This is a genomic window from Saccharopolyspora taberi (assembly GCF_039534165.1).
In the GTDB taxonomy this organism is placed as follows: Bacteria; Actinomycetota; Actinomycetes; order Mycobacteriales; family Pseudonocardiaceae; genus Saccharopolyspora_D; species Saccharopolyspora_D taberi.
On the sequence record NZ_BAAAUX010000005.1, the window covers coordinates 183,132 to 202,644 of the forward strand.

Genomic DNA, 19,513 nt, shown 5'->3' on the forward strand with positions numbered 1-19,513 from the left:
TATTTCAACGCGTGTTGAATATCCTCAGGATGCACCCCCGGGACGGGGCCGTCAACCACCTCGGTCGACTGGATAGGCTTGACCTGTTATGAGCGCGCCAGATGTCACCTCCCCAGCCGAAGCCGTCGGGCCAGCCGAAGCCGTCGGGAACCGTTCCGTGCGGGCCAGGTTCTGCCCGTCGCCGACCGGGACGCCGCACGTCGGCCTCATCCGCACCGCCCTGTACAACTGGGCCTTCGCCCGGCACAACCAGGGCAAGCTGGTCTTCCGCATCGAGGACACCGACGCCAGCCGCGACAGCGAGGAGTCCTACGAGGCCATCCTCGACGCTCTGCGCTGGCTGGGCCTGGACTGGGACGAGGGCCCCGAGGTCGGCGGCGAGTACGGCCCGTACCGGCAGAGCCAGCGGCGCGACATCTACGCCGACATCGCGCGGCGGCTGCTGGAGGCGGGCGAGCTCTACGAGTCGTTCTCCACGAACGAGGAGGTCGAGGCCAGGCACCGGGCCGCGGGCCGCGACCCCAAGCTCGGCTACGACAACTTCGACCGCGACCTCACCGACGAGCAGAAGGCCGCGTTCCGCGCCGAGGGCCGCAACGCAGTGCTGCGCCTGCGGATGCCCGAGCACGACATCACTTTCACCGACCTGGTGCGCGGCGAGATCACCTTCCCGGCGGGCTCGGTGCCCGACCCGGTCCTGGTGCGCGGCAACGGCGATCCGCTCTACACGCTGACCAACCCGGTCGACGACGCGCTGATGCGCATCACCCACGTGCTGCGCGGCGAGGACCTGCTGTCCTCGACCCCGCGCCAGATCGCGCTCTACGACGCGCTGCGGCGCATCGGCGTCACCGACTTCACCCCGGAGTTCGGCCACCTGCCGTTCGTCATGGGGGAGGGCAACAAGAAGCTCTCCAAGCGCGACCCGCAGTCCAACCTGTTCCACCACCGGGACCGGGGTTTCCTGCCGGAGGGCCTGCTGAACTACCTGGCGCTGCTGGGCTGGTCGATCTCGGAGGACCGGGACGTGTTCGGCCTCGACGAGATGGTCGAGGCGTTCGACATCGGCCGGGTCAGCTCCAACCCGGCGCGCTTCGACCAGAAGAAGGCCGACGCGATCAACTCCGCGCACCTGCGCGCGCTGGCGCCGGACGACTTCGTCGACCGCGTGGTGCCGTACCTGGTCGACGGCGGGGTGCTCCCGGCCGAGCCGACCGAGGCGCAGCTGGAGATCGTCCGCGCGGCGGCCCCGCTGGTGCAGGAGCGGCTGATCGTGCTCTCCGACGCCGTCGGCATGATGCGCTTCCTGTTCGCCGGGGACGACTTCCAGCCGGACCCGGCCTCGGCGGAGAAGGCGCTCGGCGAGGACGCCAGGCCGGTGCTGGAGGCGGCCGTCGCCGCCCTCGACGCGCTGCCGGAGTGGCGCACCGAGGCGATCGAGTCCGCGCTCAAGGAGTCGGTCGTCGACGGCCTGGGGATCAAGCCCCGCAAGGCGTTCGCACCCGTCCGGGTGGCGGTCACCGGGCGTACCGTGTCCCCGCCGCTGTACGAGTCGATGGAGCTGCTCGGCCGAGAGGTCTCGTTGCGCCGCCTGCGCGCCGCGCTGGGCTGAACGGACGCCGGAGGGCCTGCTTTCGTACTCAACCGAATCAGGCCCTCCACTATCACCGACTTGGACGAGTCGGATACGACAGGTGAGCGCCTAGCCTCTCGGAGTGACATCGGCGCTTGAGATTTCGGCAGCACATCCACCCGCAGAGACGAAGGCGGGCCGCGTTCGCGCGGTGTGCCTGGACATCGACGACACGCTGCTGGACAACGAGGCGTCGTCGAGGCAGGCACTGCGCGCGCTGGTCGGCAACGACGGCGCCTGGCCGGTCTGGCGGCGCACGACGGAGGAGCACTACGCGCGGTTCGTCGAGGGCGAGATCGACTTCGACGTGATGTGCACCGAACGCACCCGCGCGTTCTTCGCCGCCTTCGGCGAACACCTCAGCGACACCGAGGCGGCCCGCCGCGAGGACGTCCGGATGGCGGCAATGCAGCGCGCGTGGGGCCTGTTCGACGACGCGCGGCCCTGCCTGGACTGGCTGCGGGCGGCCGGACTCCGCCTGGCGGTCATCACCAACGCCCCGAGCGACTACCAGCGCAAGAAGATCGCCGCGATCGGCCTCGCCGACGCCTTCGACGCCGTGGTGATCTCCGGCGAGGTCGGGGTGGCCAAGCCCGACGCGGGCATCTTCGCCGCCGCCTGCGCGCGGCTCGGCCTGGAACCGCACGAGGTCGCCCACGTCGGCGACCGGCTCGACACCGACGCCGTCGGCGCCCGCGACGCGGGCCTGCGCGGCATCTGGCTCAACCGCGCCGGGAAGCGCCGGCCCGCGCCCGAGGGCGTGCACGTGATCACCAGCCTCCGCCAGCTCCCCGAACTGCTGGTGTGCGATCTGGAGCCCGCCGGCGCCTGACGGTCCCTGTCCGCCGAGTCCGGCCCCCGGGCCGCCGCAGCCGCGCTCACCTGCGAAAACAGCGTTGGGAGGGGGGTGTTTCACGGCCCCTTCCGGTGATGGTCTAATATTCTTACCAACGCGGCGGACAGCGGCCCGGGAGTCGGACTTCCTTCCAGGAGACCGGAAATCGGGAATAACTGAAAGCCGCAGCCGATGGGGTATGGTGTAATCGGCAGCACGACTGATTCTGGTTCAGTTAGTCTAGGTTCGAGTCCTGGTACCCCAGCGAGAAGATCCGATTCGGATCGGGTGACCGATCCGGGCGGAGATCTCACCTGGTCCCGTCGTCTAGCGGCCTAGGACGCCGCCCTCTCAAGGCGGTAGCGCGGGTTCAAATCCCGTCGGGACTACTCGTTGGAGCGGCCCCTCACTCGCTTTGCGAGTGGGGGGCCGTTTCGTTGTGCTGGTCGGGGGGTCGAACCCCCCGGGACCCCCCACGGTGCGGCTGGGCGCTTTGGGGAGTGCTCCTTGCTTTGCTCTTGTTTCGGCCTGCTCTCGGACTTGCCTTTGCTTCGCTCGGCACCCTTTGGGGCTTGGGTGATGAGCTCTGCGGACCTTTGAGCTTGGCGGGTCTTTAAGGGGTGTTGTGGGGGGTGTGTGTTGGGGGGCTTTGGGGGTGTTGTAGGGTTACTGTCGTTGCGAGGTCCCGTCGTCTAGCGGCCTAGGACGCCGCCCTCTCAAGGCGGTAGCGCGGGTTCAAATCCCGTCGGGACTACTCGTTGGAGCGGTCTCCACTCTCCGATTGCGGGGGGTGGGGGCCGCTTCTTTGTGTTTGGGGGTGGCCGGTCGCAACGGTCTGAGGCTCCGGCATGGCAACTGTCCAGCGGGCCAACCGGTCCGGCGGGGTGGCCCGGGGGCGGTGTGCTGCTGGGGGAGCCGCACACCGCCGTGGTCGGGGGTCAGAGGCGGTTTTGGAGGCCGTCGGCCGCTGCCAGGAGGTCCGCTGCCCAGCGGGCTCCCGGGCGGCGGCCCATGCGGTCGATCGGGCCCGAGACCGAGATGGCCGCGACCACGTTGCCCGTCGAGTCGCGGACCGGGGCCGAGACGCTCGCCACGCCGGACTCGCGCTCCGCGACGCTCTGGGCCCAGCCCCGGCGGCGGACCTCCATCAGCGTCCGTTCGCCGAAGACCGCCTCCGCCAGGACCGCGCGCTGCGTCGCCGGATCCGCCCAGGCCGCCAGGACCTTCGCGCCCGAGCCCGAGGCCATCGGCAGCGACGTACCCACCGGGACCGTGTCGCGCAGGCCGCTCGGCGGTTCCGCCGCCGCGATGCACAGGCGCTGCATGCCGTCCCGGCGGTAGAGCTGCACACTCTCCCCGGTGACTTCCCGCAGTTTGGGCAGGATCGCGGCAGCCGCCTCCAGCAACGGGTCCACCGCCCCGCCCGCGAGCTCCGCGAGCGCGGCACCCGGCCGCCAGCGGCCGTCGGAATCCCGCCGCAGCAGGCGGTGCACCTCCAGGCCCACGGCCAGCCGGTGCGCCGTCGCCCGCGGCAACCCCGTCCGGCTGCACAGCTCGGCGAGGCCGCACGGTTCGCCCGCGACGGCCTGCATGACGGCCACCGCCTTGTCCAGTACTCCGATACCGCTATGCTGTCCCACGTACCGATACTAACTTCTCGTCATCTGGGAAGTCCACTCTTTGGGATCGCGACCGGTGCGGTCAAGGAGGAGCGATGGGCAAAACGCTCGCGGAGAAGGTGTGGGAGGCGCACATCGTGCGCCGCGGCGAGGGCTACGAGCCCGACCTGCTCTACATCGACCTCCACCTCGTGCACGAAGTCACCAGCCCGCAGGCGTTCGAAGGGCTCCGGCTGGCGGGACGGCCCGTCCGCCGCCCCGACCTGACGCTGGCCACCGAGGACCACAACGTGCCGACCACCGGCATCGACCTGCCGATCGCGGACCCGGTGTCGCGGACCCAGGTCGACACCCTGCGGCGCAACTGCGAGGAGTTCGGCATCCGCCTGCACCCGATGGGCGACGCCGAGCAGGGCATCGTGCACGTGGTGGGACCGCAGCTCGGCCTGACCCAGCCGGGCACCACGGTCGTCTGCGGGGACAGCCACACCTCCACGCACGGCGCGTTCGGCGCGCTGGCGTTCGGGATCGGCACCTCCGAGGTCGAGCACGTCCTGGCGACGCAGACGCTTCCGCTGCGCCCGTTCCGGACCATGGCCATCAACATCGAGGGAACGCTGCGCCCGGGCGTCACGAGCAAGGACGTGATCCTGGCCGTCATCGCCAAGATCGGCACCGGCGGCGGGCAGGGCTACGTGCTGGAGTACCGGGGCAGCGCCGTCGAGCAGATGTCGATGGAAGCCCGCATGACGATGTGCAACATGTCGATCGAGGCGGGCGCCCGGGCCGGCATGATCGCCCCGGACGAGACGACTTTCGCCTACCTGCGGGGCCGTCCGCACGCGCCGGAGGGCGCGGACTGGGACGCCGCGGTCGAGTACTGGAAGACGCTGCGCACCGACGAGGACGCGGAGTTCGACGCCGAGGTGACGCTGAACGCCGACGAGCTCACCCCGTTCGTCACGTGGGGCACCAACCCGGGGCAGGGCCTGCCGCTGGGGGAGCGGGTGCCGGACCCGGCCGCCATCGCCGACGAGGGCGAGCGCTTCGCCACCGAGAAGGCGTTGGACTACATGGGGCTCCAGGCGGGCACTCCGCTGCGCGAGGTCGCCGTGGACACCGTTTTCCTCGGGTCCTGCACCAACGGGCGGATCGAAGATCTCCGGGCCGCAGCGGAGGTTCTGAAGGGCCGCAAGGTCGCCTCGGACGTGCGGATGCTGGTCGTGCCGGGATCGATGAAGGTCCGCAAGCAGGCCGAGGCCGAGGGGCTCAACGAGGTTTTCACCGCCGCGGGCGCGGAATGGCGTTCGGCCGGTTGTTCGATGTGCCTGGGCATGAACCCGGACCAGCTGACCCCGGGCGAGCGCAGCGCCTCGACCTCCAACCGGAACTTCGAAGGCAGGCAAGGAAAGGGCGGCCGCACCCACCTGGTCTCGCCGCTGGTGGCCGCGGCGACCGCCGTGCGCGGAACCCTGTCCTCACCCGAAGACCTCGACTGACGCAGCCAACCCACCAGGAGCTACGACGATGGAACCGTTCAAGACGCACACCGGGGTCGGCGTCCCGCTGCGCCGGTCCAACGTGGACACCGACCAGATCATCCCGGCGGTCTACCTCAAGCGGGTCTCGCGGACCGGCTTCGAGGACGCCCTGTTCGCCGCCTGGCGAGCCGACGAGGACTTCGTGCTCAACAGCGAGCCCTTCCGCAACGGCAGCGTTCTGGTCGCCGGACCCGACTTCGGCACCGGCTCCTCCCGGGAGCACGCCGTTTGGGCGCTCAAGGACTACGGCTTCCGGGTGGTCATCTCCTCCCGTTTCGCCGACATCTTCCGCGGCAACTCGGGCAAGCAGGGGCTGCTGGCCGCCCAGTGCGAGCAGTCCGATGTGGAACTGCTCTGGAAGCTGCTGGAGAACGAGCCCGGGACCGCGGTGACGGTCGATCTGGAGGCACGCACCGTGCACGCCAAGGACCTCACCGTGCCGTTCCAGATCGACGACTACACCCGCTGGCGGTTGCTGGAAGGTCTCGACGACATCGGCCTGACCCTCCGCCAGGCCGAGACGATCGACACTTTTGAGAAGACCCGGCCGGCCTTCAAGCCGGTCACCCTGCCCGCCCGCGCGGGCTGACAACACCCCCTCGCCGGGTCGCGTTCTTCCTGGCATGAAAGGAAAAACGCGACCCATAAGGGATAACCGAACACACTCGGGCGGGCCCCGCGGACGGCCCCGGACAGACTCGAATGCCCCATGCCCCAACGAAAAAATGAGGCGTGGCGAATGGCATTTGTTTGTTCGGGGCTTTACCGTGGGCTTGAGTCGGCCCGACGGGGCCGTTGTTGTCCTGGGAGGGACTGAAGTGAACAAGGCCCAACTCATCGAGGCTCTGGCGGAACGCCTCGGAGACAAGAAGACCGCGAGCAAGGCGGTGGAGGACGTGGTGGACATCATCGTCCGCCAGGTCAACAAGGGCGAAAAGGTCAACATCACCGGCTTCGGCGTTTTCGAGAAGCGGGCCCGCGCAGCCCGCACCGCGCGCAACCCGCGCACCGGTGAGGCCGTGAAGGTGAAGAAGACCAACGTTCCCGCCTTCCGCGCAGGCACCCAGTTCAAGGAAGTCATCGGCGGCACCCGGAAACTGCCGAGGCTGACCGGTGCCAAGGCCGGTGCCTCGCGCACCAGCACCACGAAGGCCGCCGGCACGCGGACCGCCGCCAAGGCGACCACCACCCGTGCCACCGCGGCGAAGGCCGCCCCGAAGGCGGCGGGCACCCGCGCGACCAAGGCCACCGCCACCAAGGCCGCCACCACGAAGGCGACCACGACCAAGGCGCGGACCACCAAGGCGGCCACCACGAAGGCGGCCACCACCAAGGCGGCTCCGAAGAAGACGACGACGGCCAAGGCGGCGCCGAAGACCGCGGCCAAGACGACGGCCAAGGCCTCGACCGCCAAGACCACGCGTCCGTCGACCCGGAAGTCCACGACTACGCGCAAGACCACCAAGAAGTGAGGACTCGCTGCCCCAGCGAGTCGACTTCCGGGCCTGAGCGGGTGGTGGCCTGATCCCACGAACGGGAGCAGGACCGCCGCCCGCTTTCGGCTTTTCCGGGGCCGCCGGGCCGTGGCGGCGGAGGCGGTTCCGGCTCCGCCGGGGGATTCCCGGCGCGGGGTTCGGAGTTGGTTCCGGTCGCGGCGGGATTCCAGGCCGCGGTGTTCGGTAGTTGTGCCCGGGCGGCTTCCGGTTGTGGTGGGGGATTCCTGGACCCGGGCGCGTGCGCCGTGCCGGAGCAGCTTCCAGGCGCCGGCTGGATTCCGGACAGCCCGTGCGCTGTGCCGGACCGGCCTTCAGCCCGGCTGGGACTCCCGAATGTGGGACTCCTGTACCGCTTCCGGGTCGGACCGGGACGCCCGGCCGTCTTGCCCGGGCGCGCATTCCTTCCCGCACGCCCGCTCACCGCGCCTGGGCCTTTCCGGTCCCGGCAGGGATTCCGGCAGCCGCAGCGAGCTTCTGCGGCCCCCGGAAGGATGTTCGGGGCAGGCGGGCGTCAGGGCTCGGGATCGTCCAGGTAGCTCGCCGCCGCCAGCCGCAGCGCGGGACCGCTGCCGTTGCCCGCGATCCGGTCCGGGTGGGCGGGATCGCGGCGGAAGACGAGCGTCCACACGCTGCCCTTGCGGCTGTGCACCTCGCCGAGGTCCAGGCCGCCCGCGTCGGCCAGCCGGGTGAGCAGGTCCGGGATCACCCCGCCCTGGCTGCACACGACCGCCGTGCCGCCCGCCGCGGCGATCCGCAGCAGGCGGTCCACCCCCGCTTCCGGCGCGGCCACGTAACCTTCCTCGGACAGCAGCGGTTCCGGTCCGATTCCGACGCCCAGATCCGCGGCCACCGGTTCGACGGTTTGCTCGCAGCGGGTGCGGGGCGCCGAATGGACGCGTTCGGGTCCGAACAGCGGCAGCAGCGAATGCAGCGCGTCCCGCTGGCGCAGTCCCGATTCGCTGAGCGGGCGGAGCACGTCGTCACCCGCCCAGTCGGCTCGCTTTCCGGCTTTCGCGTGGCGGACCAGAAGGAGCGTCGTGGTCTCCGCGGGCAATGCCTCGAATGCGTCGAGCACGACCACGTCGTGTGGGTAACTGACCCGTTCTCGGGCGGATTCGGTGCTCATCCACCGGAGTTCGTCCACTTCGTCACCCGGCACGAACGAACCCCGTCCCGCCGACGCCGCGAAGTAGTCCACCACTTTCTCGTCCCGGCCGCCCTGGCGGTTCGCGACCGTGTAGCCGATGCGGGTGAGGAACCGGGAAAGCGTGCAGGAGAAGCCGGTCTCCTCGGCCACCTCGCGCACCGCCGCGTGCGCGGCGAGCTCACCGGAATCGAGCTTTCCCTTGGGCAGCGACCAGTCGTCGTAACGCGGCCGGTGCACGACGGCCACCTCCGGGCGCCCGCCGGGCCCCGGGCGCCACAGCACCGCGCCCGCCGCGCGGACCACCGCGGGCGCGCTTTCCGCCGACACCCCCGCGTTCGCAGGCGACCCCATCGTCAGGAGACCTTCGCGCCGTGCTGCCGCAGCATCTCCACCTGGTGGTCGCGGACCTCCTCGCCGCTGCGCGGTGACGCCTCCCAGTCGCCCTTGGAGTTCAGCACCCAGCACCGCGTCGCCGGGTGCAGCGCCGAGTCGAGCATCGCGTCCAGCTGCGCGGTGAGCTTGGGGTCGGTGACCTGGACCTGGGTCTCGATCCGGCGGTCCAGGTTGCGGTGCATCATGTCCGCGCTGCCGAACCAGTGCTCCTCCGCGCCGACGAAGTGGAACACCCGGGAGTGCTCCAGGAAGCGGCCCAGGATCGAGCGCACCTCGATGTTCTCGCTCAGGCCCTCCACCCCGGGCCGCAGCGCGCAGATGCCGCGCACCACGACGCTGATCGGCACCCCCGCCTGCGACGCCCGGTACAGCGCGTCGATGATCTGCTCGTCCACCAACGAGTTGATCTTCATCCGGATCCCGCACGGCAGCCCCTGCGCGGCGCGCGCGGCCTCGGCCTCGATGCGCTGCCTGATGCCGTTGCGGATGCCCTGCGGCGACACCAGGATCCGGCGGTACTCGCCGTGCCGGGCATAGCCGGTGAGGACGTTGAACAGGTCGGTGAGGTCGGCGCCGATCTCCGAGGACGCCGTCAGCAGCCCCAGATCCTCGTAGAGCCGCGCGGTCTTCGGGTTGTAGTTGCCGGTGCCGACGTGGCAGTACCGGCGGATCGTCGAACCCTCCTGCCGCACCACGAGCGCGGTCTTGCAGTGCGTCTTCAGCCCGACGAGCCCGTAGACGACGTGCACGCCCGCGCGCTCCAGCGTCCGCGCCCACTGGATGTTGGCCTGCTCGTCGAACCGCGCCTTCAGCTCGACCAGCGCCACCACCTGCTTGCCCGCCTCGGCGGCGTCGATGAGCGCGTTGACGATCGGCGAGTCACCGGAAGTCCGGTACAGCGTCTGCTTGATCGCCAGCACGTGCGGGTCGGCGGCGGCCTGCTCGATGAACCGCTGCACCGAGGTGGAGAACGCGTCGTAGGGGTGGTGCACCAGCACGTCGCCCTCGCGCAGCGTGGAGAAGATGCTCTTGGGCGTCTGCCCCTCCGCGAAGGCCGGGTGGGTGGCCGGGACGAACGGCGACTCCTTGAGGTCCGGCCGCTGGAGCTTGTCGAGCAGGAACAGGCAGGACAGGTCGAGCAGTCCGGGAACCTCGACCACGTCGTGCTGGTCCACCTCCAGCTCCCGCAGCAGCAGCTCCAGCATCGTCTCGCTCATGGTCTCGGTGACCTCGAGCCGCACCGGCGGGCCGAACCTCCGGCGCGCGAGCTCCCGCTCCATCGCCTGCAGCAGGTCCTCGTCGCGGTCCTCCTCGACCTCCAGGTCCGCGTTGCGGGTGACCCGGAAGATGTGGTGCTCGGTGACCTCCATGCCGGGGAACAGCTTGTCCAGGTGCGCCGCGATGAGGTCCTCCAGCGGCAGGAACGTCGCCAGGTCGTTCTCCCGGTCGGCCTCCACCCGGATCAGCCGCGGGACGTTGTCGGGCACCTTGACCCTGGCGAAGCGGCGGAGCCCGGCGTCCGGGTCGGCGACGGTGACCGCGAGGTTCAGCGACAGTCCCGAGATGTAGGGGAACGGGTGCGCCGGGTCGACCGCCAGCGGGGTGAGCACGGGGAAGATCTGGTCGTCGAAGTAGCGGCTCAGGCTCACCTGGTCGGCCTCGGCCAGCTGGTCCCAGGACCGGATGCGGACGCCGTTGGCCTCCAGCTCCGGCAGCAGCTTGTCCTGGAAGATCCGGCCCTGCTTCTCGGTGAGGTCCTGGTTGCGCGCGGCGATCCGGGTCAGCTGCTCGTGCGGGGTGAGCCCGTCGGCGCTGCGCACCGACAGCCCGGTCTCCTCGCGGCGCTTGAGCCCGGCGACGCGGACCATGTAGAACTCGTCCAGGTTGGACGCGAAGATCGCCAGGAACTTCGCCCGCTCCAGCAGCGGCTGCGAGGAGTCCTCGGCGACCGCGAGCACCCTGGCGTTGAAATCCAGCCAGGACAGTTCGCGGTTGAGGTACCGGTCCTCCGGCAGGTCGTTGGTCGCGGCCGACGGGGTCGCCGCCGGCGGCGCGGAGGGAACCCGCGATTCGTTCGCGGCGGCAGGATCGGCGTCGGGTGGCGCTCCGTTCCGGCGGGCACGACGGGTGGTGCCCGTTCTGCCGTTGGCGGTCGCGGGGGTCCTTCGCGGCCTCTTCGCCCGGTCGCTGCTGTCCGTACTCACGAGGCCATTGTCACTCATCAGTGGGGGTTCGCTCGACCTCTGCGAGCTGCGCTGATCATCACCCCGGCAGCAGCCGCGAGCGGGTGCGCGGGCCGAGCCCGAGCGCGGTCGCGGCGGCGAGATCACCTTCGGTGTCCACGTCGCAACGCAGCGACTCCCACGGCCCGTGCAGCGCCTTGGCTCCAGAATCCGCGTGCGCGTCCGCGGAGCCGGCGCCGAACCGCGGATCGAGCGGGCGGCCGGGTTCGGCGAGCAGCAGCGTCGTGCCCGTGCCGTGGCGGTCGGGGCAGAACGAGCGGTCGTCGCCCGCCGCGCGCAGCGCCGCGGCCAGCGCCTCCGGCTTCAGCGCGGGCAGATCCGCCTGCAGCGCGCCGACGCGGCGGACGCCGCGCTCGCGCAGCAGCTCGTCGCCGTGGCGCAGCGCCGCGTTCAGGCCGGAGGCCGGGGTGTCCGGCAGGACCTCGACTCCGGCGCCGGCGAAGCTCGCCGCGAGTTCCGGGTCGGAGGTGATGACCACGACCGCGGCGACACCGGCCGCGTTCCGCGCGGCGGCCACGGTGTCGTGCGCCACCGCGGCGACCAGGGCGGTGTGGTCGCCGACCGCGCCGCGGAGCCTGGACTTGGCCAGGTGCAGCGGTTTGATCGGCACGAGCAGGTGCGAACTCACCGCCTCATTCTTCCGCCCGGTCGTCACCGGAGTGCGAGCCGCCCACGAGCTGGGAGGTAGTTTGACAGCCGCTCGTGACGCGGAAGAAGGAGTCGGGCGTGACCGAACCGAGGAGTCTCCGGCGCAGCCGGAGGGCGACCAGCGAGAGAGCGCATGGCCTGATGGGCAAGTTCTGGCTCGGCCTGGCCCGCCGGGTGTTCTACCCGCTGACCGGACTGCTGGCCCGGACCAGCGTCACCGGACTGCACAACATCCCCGCCGAGGGGCCCGCGCTGCTGGTGTTCAACCACGTGTCCCACCTGGACCCGGTCTTCGACGCGGTGACCGTGCACCGCTCCGCGCGCGTGCCGCGGTTCCTCGCCAAGCACACCCTGTGGAACGTCCCGGTGCTGCGCAACGTCCTGGTGGGCGTCGAGCAGATCCCGGTCTACCGGGGAACCGCCGACGCGCAGAAGTCGCTGCGGGACGCGCACCAGGCGATGGAGAAGGGCAAGGTCATCGTGATCTACCCGGACGGCACCATCACCAAGGACCCGGACGGCTGGCCGATGACGCCGAAGGTCGGCATCGCGCGGCTGGCGCTGGGCCACGACGTGCCGGTCATCCCGGTGGCGCGCTGGGGCACCCGCGACATCTACGACCAGTACAACAAGAAGTTCCGGCCGTTCCCGCGCAAGACGGTGCGGTTCCGCTTCGGCGAGCCGCTGGACCTGTCGGCCTACCGGGGCCGCGAGATCAACAACCAGCTGCTGCGCGAGGTCACCGACCTCGCGATGCACCGGGTGCGCGACCTGCTCGGCGAGATCCGCGAGGAGCAGCCGCCCGCCGAGTACTACTCGCCGGTGCGCAAGGGCAGCCATGGCAAGTCCTGACGCGCCCGCACGGGTCGCGGTGCTCGGCGCGGGGTCGTGGGGCACCACGTTCGCGAAGGTGCTCGCCGACGCGGGCAGCGACGTGGTCCTGTGGGCGCGGCGGCCGGAGGTCGCCGAGGAGATCAACCGGGACCGGGTCAACTCCGGCTACCTGCCCGGAATCGCGCTGCCGCCGGGGTTGCGGGCCACCGACGACGCGGTGGCGGCGATGCACGGCGCCGACGCCGTCGTGCTGGCGGTGCCGAGCCAGACGCTGCGGGAGAACCTCGCGGGCTGGCAGCCGCTGCTGCCGCCGGACGCGACCCTGGTGAGCCTGGCCAAGGGCGTCGAGCTGAGCACGCTCAAGCGGATGAGCGAGGTCGTCAGCGAGGTCGCCGACGTCGGGATGGACCAGGTCGCCGTGGTCTCCGGACCCAACCTGGCCAAGGAGATCGCAGCCGAGCAGCCGACCGCGACCGTGGTCGCCTGCAACGACCACGACCGCGCGGTGGCGTTGCAGCACGCGTGCTCGACGCCGTACTTCCGCCCGTACACCAACACCGATCTGGTCGGCATCGAGCTGGCCGGGGCGTGCAAGAACGTGATCGCGCTGGCCTGCGGGATGGCCGTCGGGCTGGGGTACGGGCACAACACGATGTCGTCGCTGATCACCCGCGGGCTGGCCGAGACGACCCGGCTCGGGGTCGCGCTCGGCGCGGAGCCGATGACCTTCGCCGGGCTCGCCGGTCTTGGCGACCTGGTCGCCACCTGCATGTCGCCGCTGTCGCGGAACCGGACCTTCGGGGAACGGCTCGGCCGCGGCGAAACCCTCGCGCAGGCGCAGGAAGCCGCGCACGGGCAGGTCGCCGAGGGCGTGAAGTCGTGCTCGTCGATCCGGCAGCTCGCCGCGCGCAACGGCGTGGAGATGCCGATCACCGACATCGTGCACCGGGTGTGCCACGAGGGATTGGCCCCCGGTCCTGCGGCGGTGGAGCTGCTGGGCCGCCAGCACAAGGCGGAGTGACCGAAGCGGTCCTGCCGCTTCGGAGTCCCATACAACCGGAGCGGTCCTGAGCTTCGGAGCCCGTACAAGCGAACGGGACTGTTTTCGCCAGCGAACTTGCTTGAGAGGGAAGACTGTGGAACTCGGAGACGGCACGCGTTGCGTGCACGGGGGGCACCCTGCGGCTGAGCCGGGAACTCCGTTGCAGCCGGGCATGGTGATGGCCGCGCCGTACCACCTCGGCGGCGGTGACTTCTACGGCCGCGCGGGCAACCCGACCTGGCGGGCGCTGGAGACCGCGATCGGCGACCTCGACGGCGGCCGTTGCGTGCTGCTGCCGTCCGGGATGGCCGCGATCAGCACGCTGCTGCGGTCGGTGCTGCGGCACGGCGACGCGGTGGTCCTGCCGTCGGACGGCTACTACGCGACTCGGCAGCTGGTCGCCGACGAGTTCGCGGACCTGGCGCTCGACGTCCGGGAGATCCCGACGCCGGGCCCGTGGCCGGACGGCGTGTTCGACGGCGTCCGGCTGGTGCTGCTGGAAACCCCGTCGAACCCCGGCGGCGACGTGTGCGACATCGCCGAGCTCGCCGAGCGGGCGCACGCCGCGGGCGCGCTGGTGGCGGTCGACAACACCACCGCGACTCCGCTGGGCCAGCGTCCGCTCGAACTCGGCGCCGACATCGTCGTCGCCAGCGACACCAAGGCGCTCGCCGGGCACAGCGACCTGCTGATGGGGCACCTCTCGGTCCGCGACGACGAGCTGGCCGAGCGGTTCGTGCGGGCGCGCACGCTGTCCGGTTCCATCCCGGGTCCGTTCGAGACGTGGCTGGTGCACCGCAGCATCGGCACGCTCGACCTGCGGTTGGCGCGGCAGGCCGAGAACGCCGCCGCGCTGGTCGAGCGGCTGCGCGGGCATCCGGCGGTGTCCGGGCTGCGCTGGCCGGGCGCGGCGGGCGACCCGGCGCACGAGGCGGCCAAGCGCCAGATGCGCCGCTGGGGCGGGGTTTTCCGGTTCGAGCTGGCCGACGCGGCGGCGGTGGCGGAGTTCCTGCGGCGAAGCAGGCTGGTCGTCGCCGCGACCAGCTTCGGCGGGCTGCACAGCACCGTCGACCGGCGGGCGCAGTGGGGCGACCCGGTGCCGGAGGGCTTCGTGCGGTTCTCCGCCGGGTGCGAGGACACCGCCGACCTGGTCGCCGACGTGCTCCAGGCGCTGAGCTGACGTTCCCCATGAGCTGACGTTCCCCATGAGCTGACGTCCACGGAGTGAGATGGGCCGCGGTCGGCTTGACGCGGAGGTCGGCTCGCTGGAACCTTGGCGGCGTGTTGATGCGCGCAATGGCAGATCGGACTGGTCACATCGACCTTCGCCGTGTCGCCAGCGCGCTCTGTCCTTCGCGGTGATCCATCCCGACCCCTGCGGGTCGAACGGCGCGTCGCGCGCCGTCCCCGCTTCACCGCGCATTCCTAAGGACACCCCAAGCATGTTCGCCGTTCCGCCGAACACCGTCGCCGTTCCCGCCAACCGCGCCATCGCGCATCCCGTGCGCATCGCGCGCGAGCTCGCCGCCGCGCGCGGCACCTGGGCGCACCGCGTGCGCTACGACCCCGACGAGCGCTGGTTCGGGCTGCTCGAACGCACCGAGGAGCACGAAGCCTGGCTGCTGACCTGGCTGCCGGGCCAGGAGACCGAGCTGCACGACCACGGCGGCGCGACCGGCGCGTTCACCGTCGTCTCCGGCAAGCTCACCGAGCGCGTGGTCCACTCCGGATCGGGCGGCCGGGTCCAGGTCCTGCACTCGCTGGACACCGGCCAGTCCCGCGTGTTCGGGCCGAACTACGTGCACCAGGTGCACAACCAGGGCCCGGACCCGGCGATCAGCATTCACGTCTACCGCCCGGTCCGGGCTCCGATGCGGGTCTACCCCGAGGGAGTTTGACCCCGGGGGTCCTGCTCGGCGGGTCAGCCGACCTTCTTCGAGAAGTGCAGTGCCGCGATGTCGAAGCCGAAGGTCAGGTATCTGCGGTGGGCGTCGTGGCGCTGGGGGCCGGAGTCGAGGTGGACCTGGTCGACCCCCAGCCGGGCCGCTTCCTCGTCGATCCAGCGCAGCAGCGCCTTGGCGTGCCCCTGCCTGCGGGCCTGCGGCAGCGTGCTGAGGTCGTCGATGTAGAGGTAGGCGCCGCGGCTCAGCGAGTTGCCCGCGCGGAACCCGGCGACGGCCACGGCCGTCCCGTCCACGATGGAGGCGACCAGCCGGTAGCCCTGCGCGCTCTGCACGCGGAACCGCTCGGCCAGGTCCGCCGCCGAGGTCAGGTCCGGGCGGAGCTCCTTCAGCGCGGGGTAGGCGGATTCGACGTCTTGCTGGGTCAGTTCGGTGATGGTCACGGCTGCTTCCTGTTGGTCACGTGCACGGGAGTTTCGACGGTGTCCGGCAGGTCGTCGCTCGGTTCGGGCTCGCCCCAGGACCGGCGCAGCGGCAGCACTCCGGCCCACGCCGCTGCCGCCGCGACGTCCTCCGGCTCGTCGCGGGGGCTGCCGCTGCGGATCTTGACCGCGGCTTCGCCGAGGTCGAGCGCGAGCACGCTGGTGGCCGCCAGGTCCCGCCTGCTCGGCTGCCGGACGTGGTCCCAGGAACCGGGTGCCAGGTGCTCGGTCAGCACCCGCAGCGCCTCCCACTTCTCGTCCGCGTCGGTCACCGGGCGGGGCCGGCCGTGGATCACCGCGGAGCGGTAGTTGACCGAGAAGTGGAACGCCGACCGGGCGTAGACGACGCCGTCGACCAGGGTCACCGAGACGCAGACCTCGCCGTCGGCGGCCTCCCGCAGGCTCCGCGCGCCGGTGGAGCCGTGCAGGTAGAGGGTGTCGCCGAGCCGGCCGTAGCCGGTGGGCAGGACCCGGGGAGCGCCGTCGACCAGCACCCCGAGGTGGCAGATCAGCGCGGCGTCGAGCACTTCGTGCAGCTCGGCGCGGTCGGTCCGGGCCCGGTCCTTGCCGCGCCGGATGGTGCTGCGGCTGCTGGGGGAGAGCGTTGCTTGGGCCATGTGGACCAGGATCTTCCAAGAAGTGGCATTATCGAAGTGCCAATCAGGGAGATTTCTGAAATGCCACATTCGGTGCCGGCGGCGAGCTCGCCGCTGCTGGAGCTCGCGATCGAGCTGCGCCGCGATGACTCGCGCCCGCTCGCGGTCCAGCTGGCCGACGAGCTGCGCCGGGCCGCGACCGCGGGCCAGCTGCGCAGCGGCGACCGGCTGCCGTCGACCCGCGCCTTCGCGCGCCACCTCGGAGTGAGCCGCACCGTGACCGCCGCGGCCTACGAGCAGCTGCACGCCGAGGGCTGGATCGTCGGCCGCCACGGCTCCGGCACCTACGTCACCACCACACCGCCCGGCACCCAAGCCGCTCCGCCGGACCTGGCACCCCGCCGCGTGCGCGCCGAGAGCGACGAGATCGCGCTGATCCCCGGCCTGCCCTGGGCGGCCGGGATCGACCGCGCCGCCTGGCGGCGGGCGTGGCGGGCGGCGGCCGACACCGCGCCTGCCGGCGGGCCGGACCGGGCCGGGCTGGACGAGTACCGCTCCTCGGTCGTGGACCACCTGCTGCGGCACCGGGGGCTCGCCCTCGACGCCGCGCACCTCGACTCGGTCCTGGCCACCAGCGGCACCTCCTCGGCGCTCGTCGAGCTCGCGAGCACCGTGCTGGACAGGGGCGACGCGATCGCCGTCGAGGAACCCGGCTACCAGCGCGCGGTCGGCGCGCTGGAGGCGGCGGGCGTCCGGGTCGTGCCCGCGCCGGTCGACCACGCCGGGATCGTCGTCGACGCGATCCCGTCCGGGGTGCGCGCGGTGTTCTGCTCGCCCGCGCACCAGTTCCCGATCGGCGGCAGGCTGCCCGCGGACCGGCGGATCGCGCTGGTGGAGCGGGCCCGCGCCGAGGGCTGGCTGATCGTCGAGGACGACTACGACGGCGAACTCCGCTACGACGTCGCCCCGCTGCCGGTGCTGGCGTCGATGGCGCCGGACGTCGTGGTCCACCTGGGCACCACCAGCAAGATCCTCACCCCGACGCTGGGCGTCGGCTGGATGCTGGCGCCCGAGCAGGTCGCCGCCGACATCCGCGAGCACCGGCTGCGCACCGGAACCGGCCCCTCCCCGGCGGGCCAGCGGGTGCTGGTCGAGTTCGCCCGCAACGGCGACCTCGGCAGGCACCTGCGGCGGCTGCGCCGCGAGCTGTCCCAGCGCCGGGCGCTCATCGTCGAGCGCCTGTCGGCGGCGGGCATCGAGGTGTTCGGGGACCAGGCGGGCGCGCACGTCGTGCTGCCGCTGCCCGACGCCGCGACCGAGCAGCGCGTGGTCGACCTCGCGCGGGACGAGGGCGTGCTGCTCGACGGGCTGCGACGCCACCACTGCGGTCCGCAGCAGTGGTTCGGGCTGGCGCTCGGCTACGCCGCCTGTTCGCGCGCCGACCTGGACGTGGCGCTTCCGGTGTTGGCCCGATTGTGCGGTGACACGCGAACGGGGCGTTCGCGTTGAGCAGGTAGGGTCTGCGCCCATGACACAGCGCAAGACCCGGGTCGCGGTCGTCTTCGGCGGACGCAGCACCGAACACGGCATTTCCTGCGTTTCGGCCGGTAGCGTGCTCGCGCACCTGGACGCCGAACGCTTCGAGATCGTGCCCGTGGGAATCACCCGCGAGGGCGCCTGGGTGCTGTCCGACGGCAACCCGAAGGAACTGGAGATCCGCGACCGCGCGACGCCCGAGGTCACCGGCGGAACCGCGGTGGCGCTGCCCGGTGACCCGACCCGCGACCTGATGGTGGTCGAGCCGGGCCGCGGGGGCGAGGTGCTGTCGTCGGTGGACGTGGTCTTCCCGGTGCTGCACGGCGCTTTCGGCGAGGACGGCACCATCCAGGGCCTGCTGGAGATGGCCGGGGTTCCCTACGCCGGGGCGGGCGTGCTCTCCAGCGCTGTGTCGATGGACAAGGAGTACACCAAGAAGCTGCTCGCGGCCGAGGGCCTGTCGGTCGGGACCTACGAGGTGCTGCGCCGCGACCAGGAGACGCTGACCGGGGCACAGCGGGAGCGGCTCGGGCTGCCGGTGTTCGTCAAGCCCGCGCGCGCCGGTTCGTCGCTGGGCATCACCAAGGTCACCGACTACGCCGACCTGGACGCCGCGATCGCCGAGGCCCGGCGCACCGACCCGAAGGTGATCATCGAGTCGGCGGTGGTCGGCCGCGAGATCGAGTGCGGGGTGCTGGAGTTCCCGGACGGCCGGATCGAGGCCTCGCTGCCCGCCGAGCTGCGCGTCACCGGCGATTCCACCTGGTACGACTACGAGTCGAAGTACCTCGACGACGTCACCGAGTTCGACATCCCGGCCAAGGTCGGTGACGAGGCGATCGAGCAGCTGCGCGAGCAGGCGGTCGCCGCGTTCCGCGCGCTGGAGTGCCAGGGCCTCGCGCGGGTCGACTTCTTCCTGTCCGAGGACGGCGAGCTGATCGTCAACGAGGTCAACACCATGCCGGGCTTCACCGCGATCTCGCTGTACCCGCGGATGTGGGCCGAGTCCGGAGTGGACTACCCGAAGCTGCTGACCACGCTGATCGAGACCGCCGTCGCCCGGGGTACCGGCCTGCGCTGAAACGGCGCGACGAACCCGCCGCCGGAGCTCACCGGCGGCGGGTTCCGCACGATCAGGGGAAGACGTCCTGCTTCGGCAGGGTGTCCCTCAGGATGGCCGACAGGTCCTGGACCGGGCCGCTGCCGGAGTCCTCCGACAGCGTGAGCGCGACGTAGACCGGGCGGTCGACGGCCAGCCAGGAGGTCCGGCCGCCCTCGCTGATCTCCAGCCAGCTCACGCCCGAGATGTCGACCAGCTTCGAGGTCGGGGTCAGCTCGGCGGGGGCGTCGATGCCGCAGCGCGCGGTGACCGGGTCGTGCCCGGCGTCGCCCCAGACGACGGTCGCGGGCGGGACCGGGTCGGCGATCTCCCGCCGCGGCACGTCGGCTCCGCCGATCCGCAGCGCCTGCGGCAGCGCCGCGAGCACCGCCGCGCACTCCGGCGCCGCGGCCTCGCCCGCGGGCACCGGCGGCAGCGCCAGCGGCCCGGTGCGCCGCGCCCGCTGCG

18 protein-coding genes and 3 tRNA genes are annotated in these 19,513 nt (G+C 71.6%); 14 read left to right on the plus strand and 7 right to left on the minus strand.

Going from position 1 to position 19,513, the window contains the following annotated elements; translation table 11 throughout:
• Positions 1–157: 157 nt before the first annotated feature.
• The 5 genes from gltX to ABD691_RS05495 all read left to right on the plus strand — a co-directional run bounded on the left by gltX (position 158) and on the right by ABD691_RS05495 (position 3,222).
• On the plus strand, positions 158–1,612 hold the full coding sequence (gene gltX / locus ABD691_RS05475) for a glutamate--tRNA ligase (RefSeq protein WP_425564979.1): 1,455 nt from the start codon (positions 158–160) through the stop codon (positions 1,610–1,612).
• 172 nt (positions 1,613–1,784) lie between these two features.
• Complete coding sequence (locus tag ABD691_RS05480) at positions 1,785–2,465, plus strand: HAD family hydrolase (RefSeq protein ID WP_425564990.1); 681 nt, start codon at positions 1,785–1,787, stop codon at positions 2,463–2,465.
• A gap of 196 nt (positions 2,466–2,661) precedes the next feature.
• A tRNA-Gln gene (locus ABD691_RS05485) sits at positions 2,662–2,733 on the plus strand.
• A 51-nt stretch (positions 2,734–2,784) separates the two neighbouring features.
• Positions 2,785–2,857, plus strand: a tRNA-Glu gene (locus tag ABD691_RS05490).
• 292 nt (positions 2,858–3,149) lie between these two features.
• A tRNA-Glu gene (locus tag ABD691_RS05495) sits at positions 3,150–3,222 on the plus strand.
• Between the two features lie 184 nt (positions 3,223–3,406).
• Here ABD691_RS05495 and ABD691_RS05500 read toward each other — a convergent pair.
• Complete coding sequence (locus tag ABD691_RS05500) at positions 3,407–4,108, minus strand: IclR family transcriptional regulator (protein ID WP_344678300.1); 702 nt, start codon at positions 4,106–4,108, stop codon at positions 3,407–3,409.
• Between the two features lie 74 nt (positions 4,109–4,182).
• Here ABD691_RS05500 and leuC point away from each other — a divergent pair, with 74 nt between their 5' ends.
• The 3 genes from leuC (at position 4,183) to ABD691_RS05515 (ending at position 7,100) form a co-directional block, all read left to right on the plus strand.
• Positions 4,183–5,586, plus strand: coding sequence for a 3-isopropylmalate dehydratase large subunit (leuC, locus tag ABD691_RS05505; RefSeq protein ID WP_344678301.1), 1,404 nt, complete (start codon positions 4,183–4,185; stop codon positions 5,584–5,586).
• 28 nt (positions 5,587–5,614) lie between these two features.
• Positions 5,615–6,217, plus strand: a complete 603-nt coding sequence (gene leuD / locus ABD691_RS05510) for a 3-isopropylmalate dehydratase small subunit (protein WP_344678302.1) — start codon at positions 5,615–5,617, stop codon at positions 6,215–6,217.
• A gap of 229 nt (positions 6,218–6,446) precedes the next feature.
• Positions 6,447–7,100, plus strand: a complete 654-nt coding sequence (locus tag ABD691_RS05515; RefSeq protein ID WP_344678303.1) for an HU family DNA-binding protein — start codon at positions 6,447–6,449, stop codon at positions 7,098–7,100.
• A gap of 535 nt (positions 7,101–7,635) precedes the next feature.
• Here ABD691_RS05515 and ABD691_RS05520 read toward each other — a convergent pair.
• Genes ABD691_RS05520 through cofC form a run of 3 tightly spaced genes read right to left on the minus strand, consistent with a single transcriptional unit; the run spans position 7,636 to position 11,535 of the window.
• Positions 7,636–8,622, minus strand: a complete 987-nt coding sequence (locus ABD691_RS05520) for an NUDIX hydrolase (RefSeq protein ID WP_344678304.1) — start codon at positions 8,620–8,622, stop codon at positions 7,636–7,638.
• 2 nt (positions 8,623–8,624) lie between these two features.
• Positions 8,625–10,886 carry an RNA degradosome polyphosphate kinase gene (locus ABD691_RS05525; RefSeq protein WP_344678305.1) on the minus strand — a complete coding sequence of 754 codons (2,262 nt, stop codon included), beginning with the start codon at positions 10,884–10,886 and terminating at the stop codon, positions 8,625–8,627.
• A gap of 40 nt (positions 10,887–10,926) precedes the next feature.
• The gene (gene cofC / locus ABD691_RS05530; protein WP_344678306.1) at positions 10,927–11,535 is read right to left on the minus strand and encodes a 2-phospho-L-lactate guanylyltransferase; all 609 of its coding nucleotides are present in this window, start codon (positions 11,533–11,535) and stop codon (positions 10,927–10,929) included.
• A 98-nt stretch (positions 11,536–11,633) separates the two neighbouring features.
• Here cofC and ABD691_RS05535 point away from each other — a divergent pair, with 98 nt between their 5' ends.
• From ABD691_RS05535 to ABD691_RS05550, 4 genes are all read left to right on the plus strand, one after another.
• Positions 11,634–12,407, plus strand: coding sequence for a lysophospholipid acyltransferase family protein (locus ABD691_RS05535; protein ID WP_344678307.1), 774 nt, complete (start codon positions 11,634–11,636; stop codon positions 12,405–12,407).
• Positions 12,394–13,410 (plus strand): NAD(P)H-dependent glycerol-3-phosphate dehydrogenase, encoded by a 1,017-nt coding sequence (locus ABD691_RS05540; protein ID WP_344678308.1) that lies wholly within the window; start codon positions 12,394–12,396, stop codon positions 13,408–13,410. Before ABD691_RS05535 ends, ABD691_RS05540 begins: the two co-directional genes overlap by 14 nt.
• 115 nt (positions 13,411–13,525) lie before the next feature.
• The gene (locus ABD691_RS05545; protein ID WP_344678309.1) at positions 13,526–14,611 is read left to right on the plus strand and encodes a cystathionine gamma-lyase; all 1,086 of its coding nucleotides are present in this window, start codon (positions 13,526–13,528) and stop codon (positions 14,609–14,611) included.
• 262 nt (positions 14,612–14,873) lie between these two features.
• Positions 14,874–15,329: a cysteine dioxygenase gene (locus ABD691_RS05550; RefSeq protein WP_344678310.1), complete on the plus strand. Its 456-nt coding sequence runs from the start codon at positions 14,874–14,876 to the stop codon at positions 15,327–15,329.
• A gap of 23 nt (positions 15,330–15,352) precedes the next feature.
• On the opposite strand, the gene ABD691_RS05555 is transcribed toward ABD691_RS05550, so the two are convergent.
• On the minus strand, positions 15,353–15,775 hold the full coding sequence (locus ABD691_RS05555; protein WP_344678311.1) for a GNAT family N-acetyltransferase: 423 nt from the start codon (positions 15,773–15,775) through the stop codon (positions 15,353–15,355).
• Entirely contained in the window at positions 15,772–16,431 is a 660-nt protein-coding gene (locus tag ABD691_RS05560; protein ID WP_344678312.1) for a pyridoxamine 5'-phosphate oxidase family protein, read from the minus strand. The genes ABD691_RS05555 and ABD691_RS05560 overlap by 4 nt, the downstream gene beginning before the upstream one ends.
• Before the next feature lie 60 nt (positions 16,432–16,491).
• Between ABD691_RS05560 and pdxR the strand changes: the two genes are divergently transcribed.
• Positions 16,492–17,919, plus strand: a complete 1,428-nt coding sequence (gene pdxR, locus ABD691_RS05565; protein WP_344678313.1) for a MocR-like pyridoxine biosynthesis transcription factor PdxR — start codon at positions 16,492–16,494, stop codon at positions 17,917–17,919.
• A gap of 19 nt (positions 17,920–17,938) precedes the next feature.
• The gene (locus ABD691_RS05570; protein ID WP_344678314.1) at positions 17,939–19,027 is read left to right on the plus strand and encodes a D-alanine--D-alanine ligase family protein; all 1,089 of its coding nucleotides are present in this window, start codon (positions 17,939–17,941) and stop codon (positions 19,025–19,027) included.
• 52 nt (positions 19,028–19,079) lie between these two features.
• Here ABD691_RS05570 and ABD691_RS05575 read toward each other — a convergent pair.
• The coding region (locus tag ABD691_RS05575; protein WP_344678315.1) for a DUF3515 domain-containing protein at positions 19,080–19,513 on the minus strand (434 nt) is incomplete at its 5' end.

Bases quoted from the DNA above. Each gene is read 5' to 3' on its own strand.
- ABD691_RS05570 (WP_344678314.1), top strand. From the start codon at position 17,939: ATGACACAGCGCAAGACCCGGGTCGCGGTCGTCTTCGGCGGACGCAGC.
- ABD691_RS05560 (WP_344678312.1), bottom strand. From the start codon at position 16,431: ATGGCCCAAGCAACGCTCTCCCCCAGCAGCCGCAGCACCATCCGGCGC.
- ABD691_RS05520 (WP_344678304.1), bottom strand. From the start codon at position 8,622: ATGGGGTCGCCTGCGAACGCGGGGGTGTCGGCGGAAAGCGCGCCCGCG.
- leuD (WP_344678302.1), top strand. From the start codon at position 5,615: ATGGAACCGTTCAAGACGCACACCGGGGTCGGCGTCCCGCTGCGCCGG.
- ABD691_RS05540 (WP_344678308.1), top strand. From the start codon at position 12,394: ATGGCAAGTCCTGACGCGCCCGCACGGGTCGCGGTGCTCGGCGCGGGG.
- leuC (WP_344678301.1), top strand. From the start codon at position 4,183: ATGGGCAAAACGCTCGCGGAGAAGGTGTGGGAGGCGCACATCGTGCGC.
- ABD691_RS05550 (WP_344678310.1), top strand. From the start codon at position 14,874: ATGTTCGCCGTTCCGCCGAACACCGTCGCCGTTCCCGCCAACCGCGCC.
- pdxR (WP_344678313.1), top strand. From the start codon at position 16,492: ATGCCACATTCGGTGCCGGCGGCGAGCTCGCCGCTGCTGGAGCTCGCG.
- ABD691_RS05525 (WP_344678305.1), bottom strand. From the start codon at position 10,886: ATGAGTGACAATGGCCTCGTGAGTACGGACAGCAGCGACCGGGCGAAG.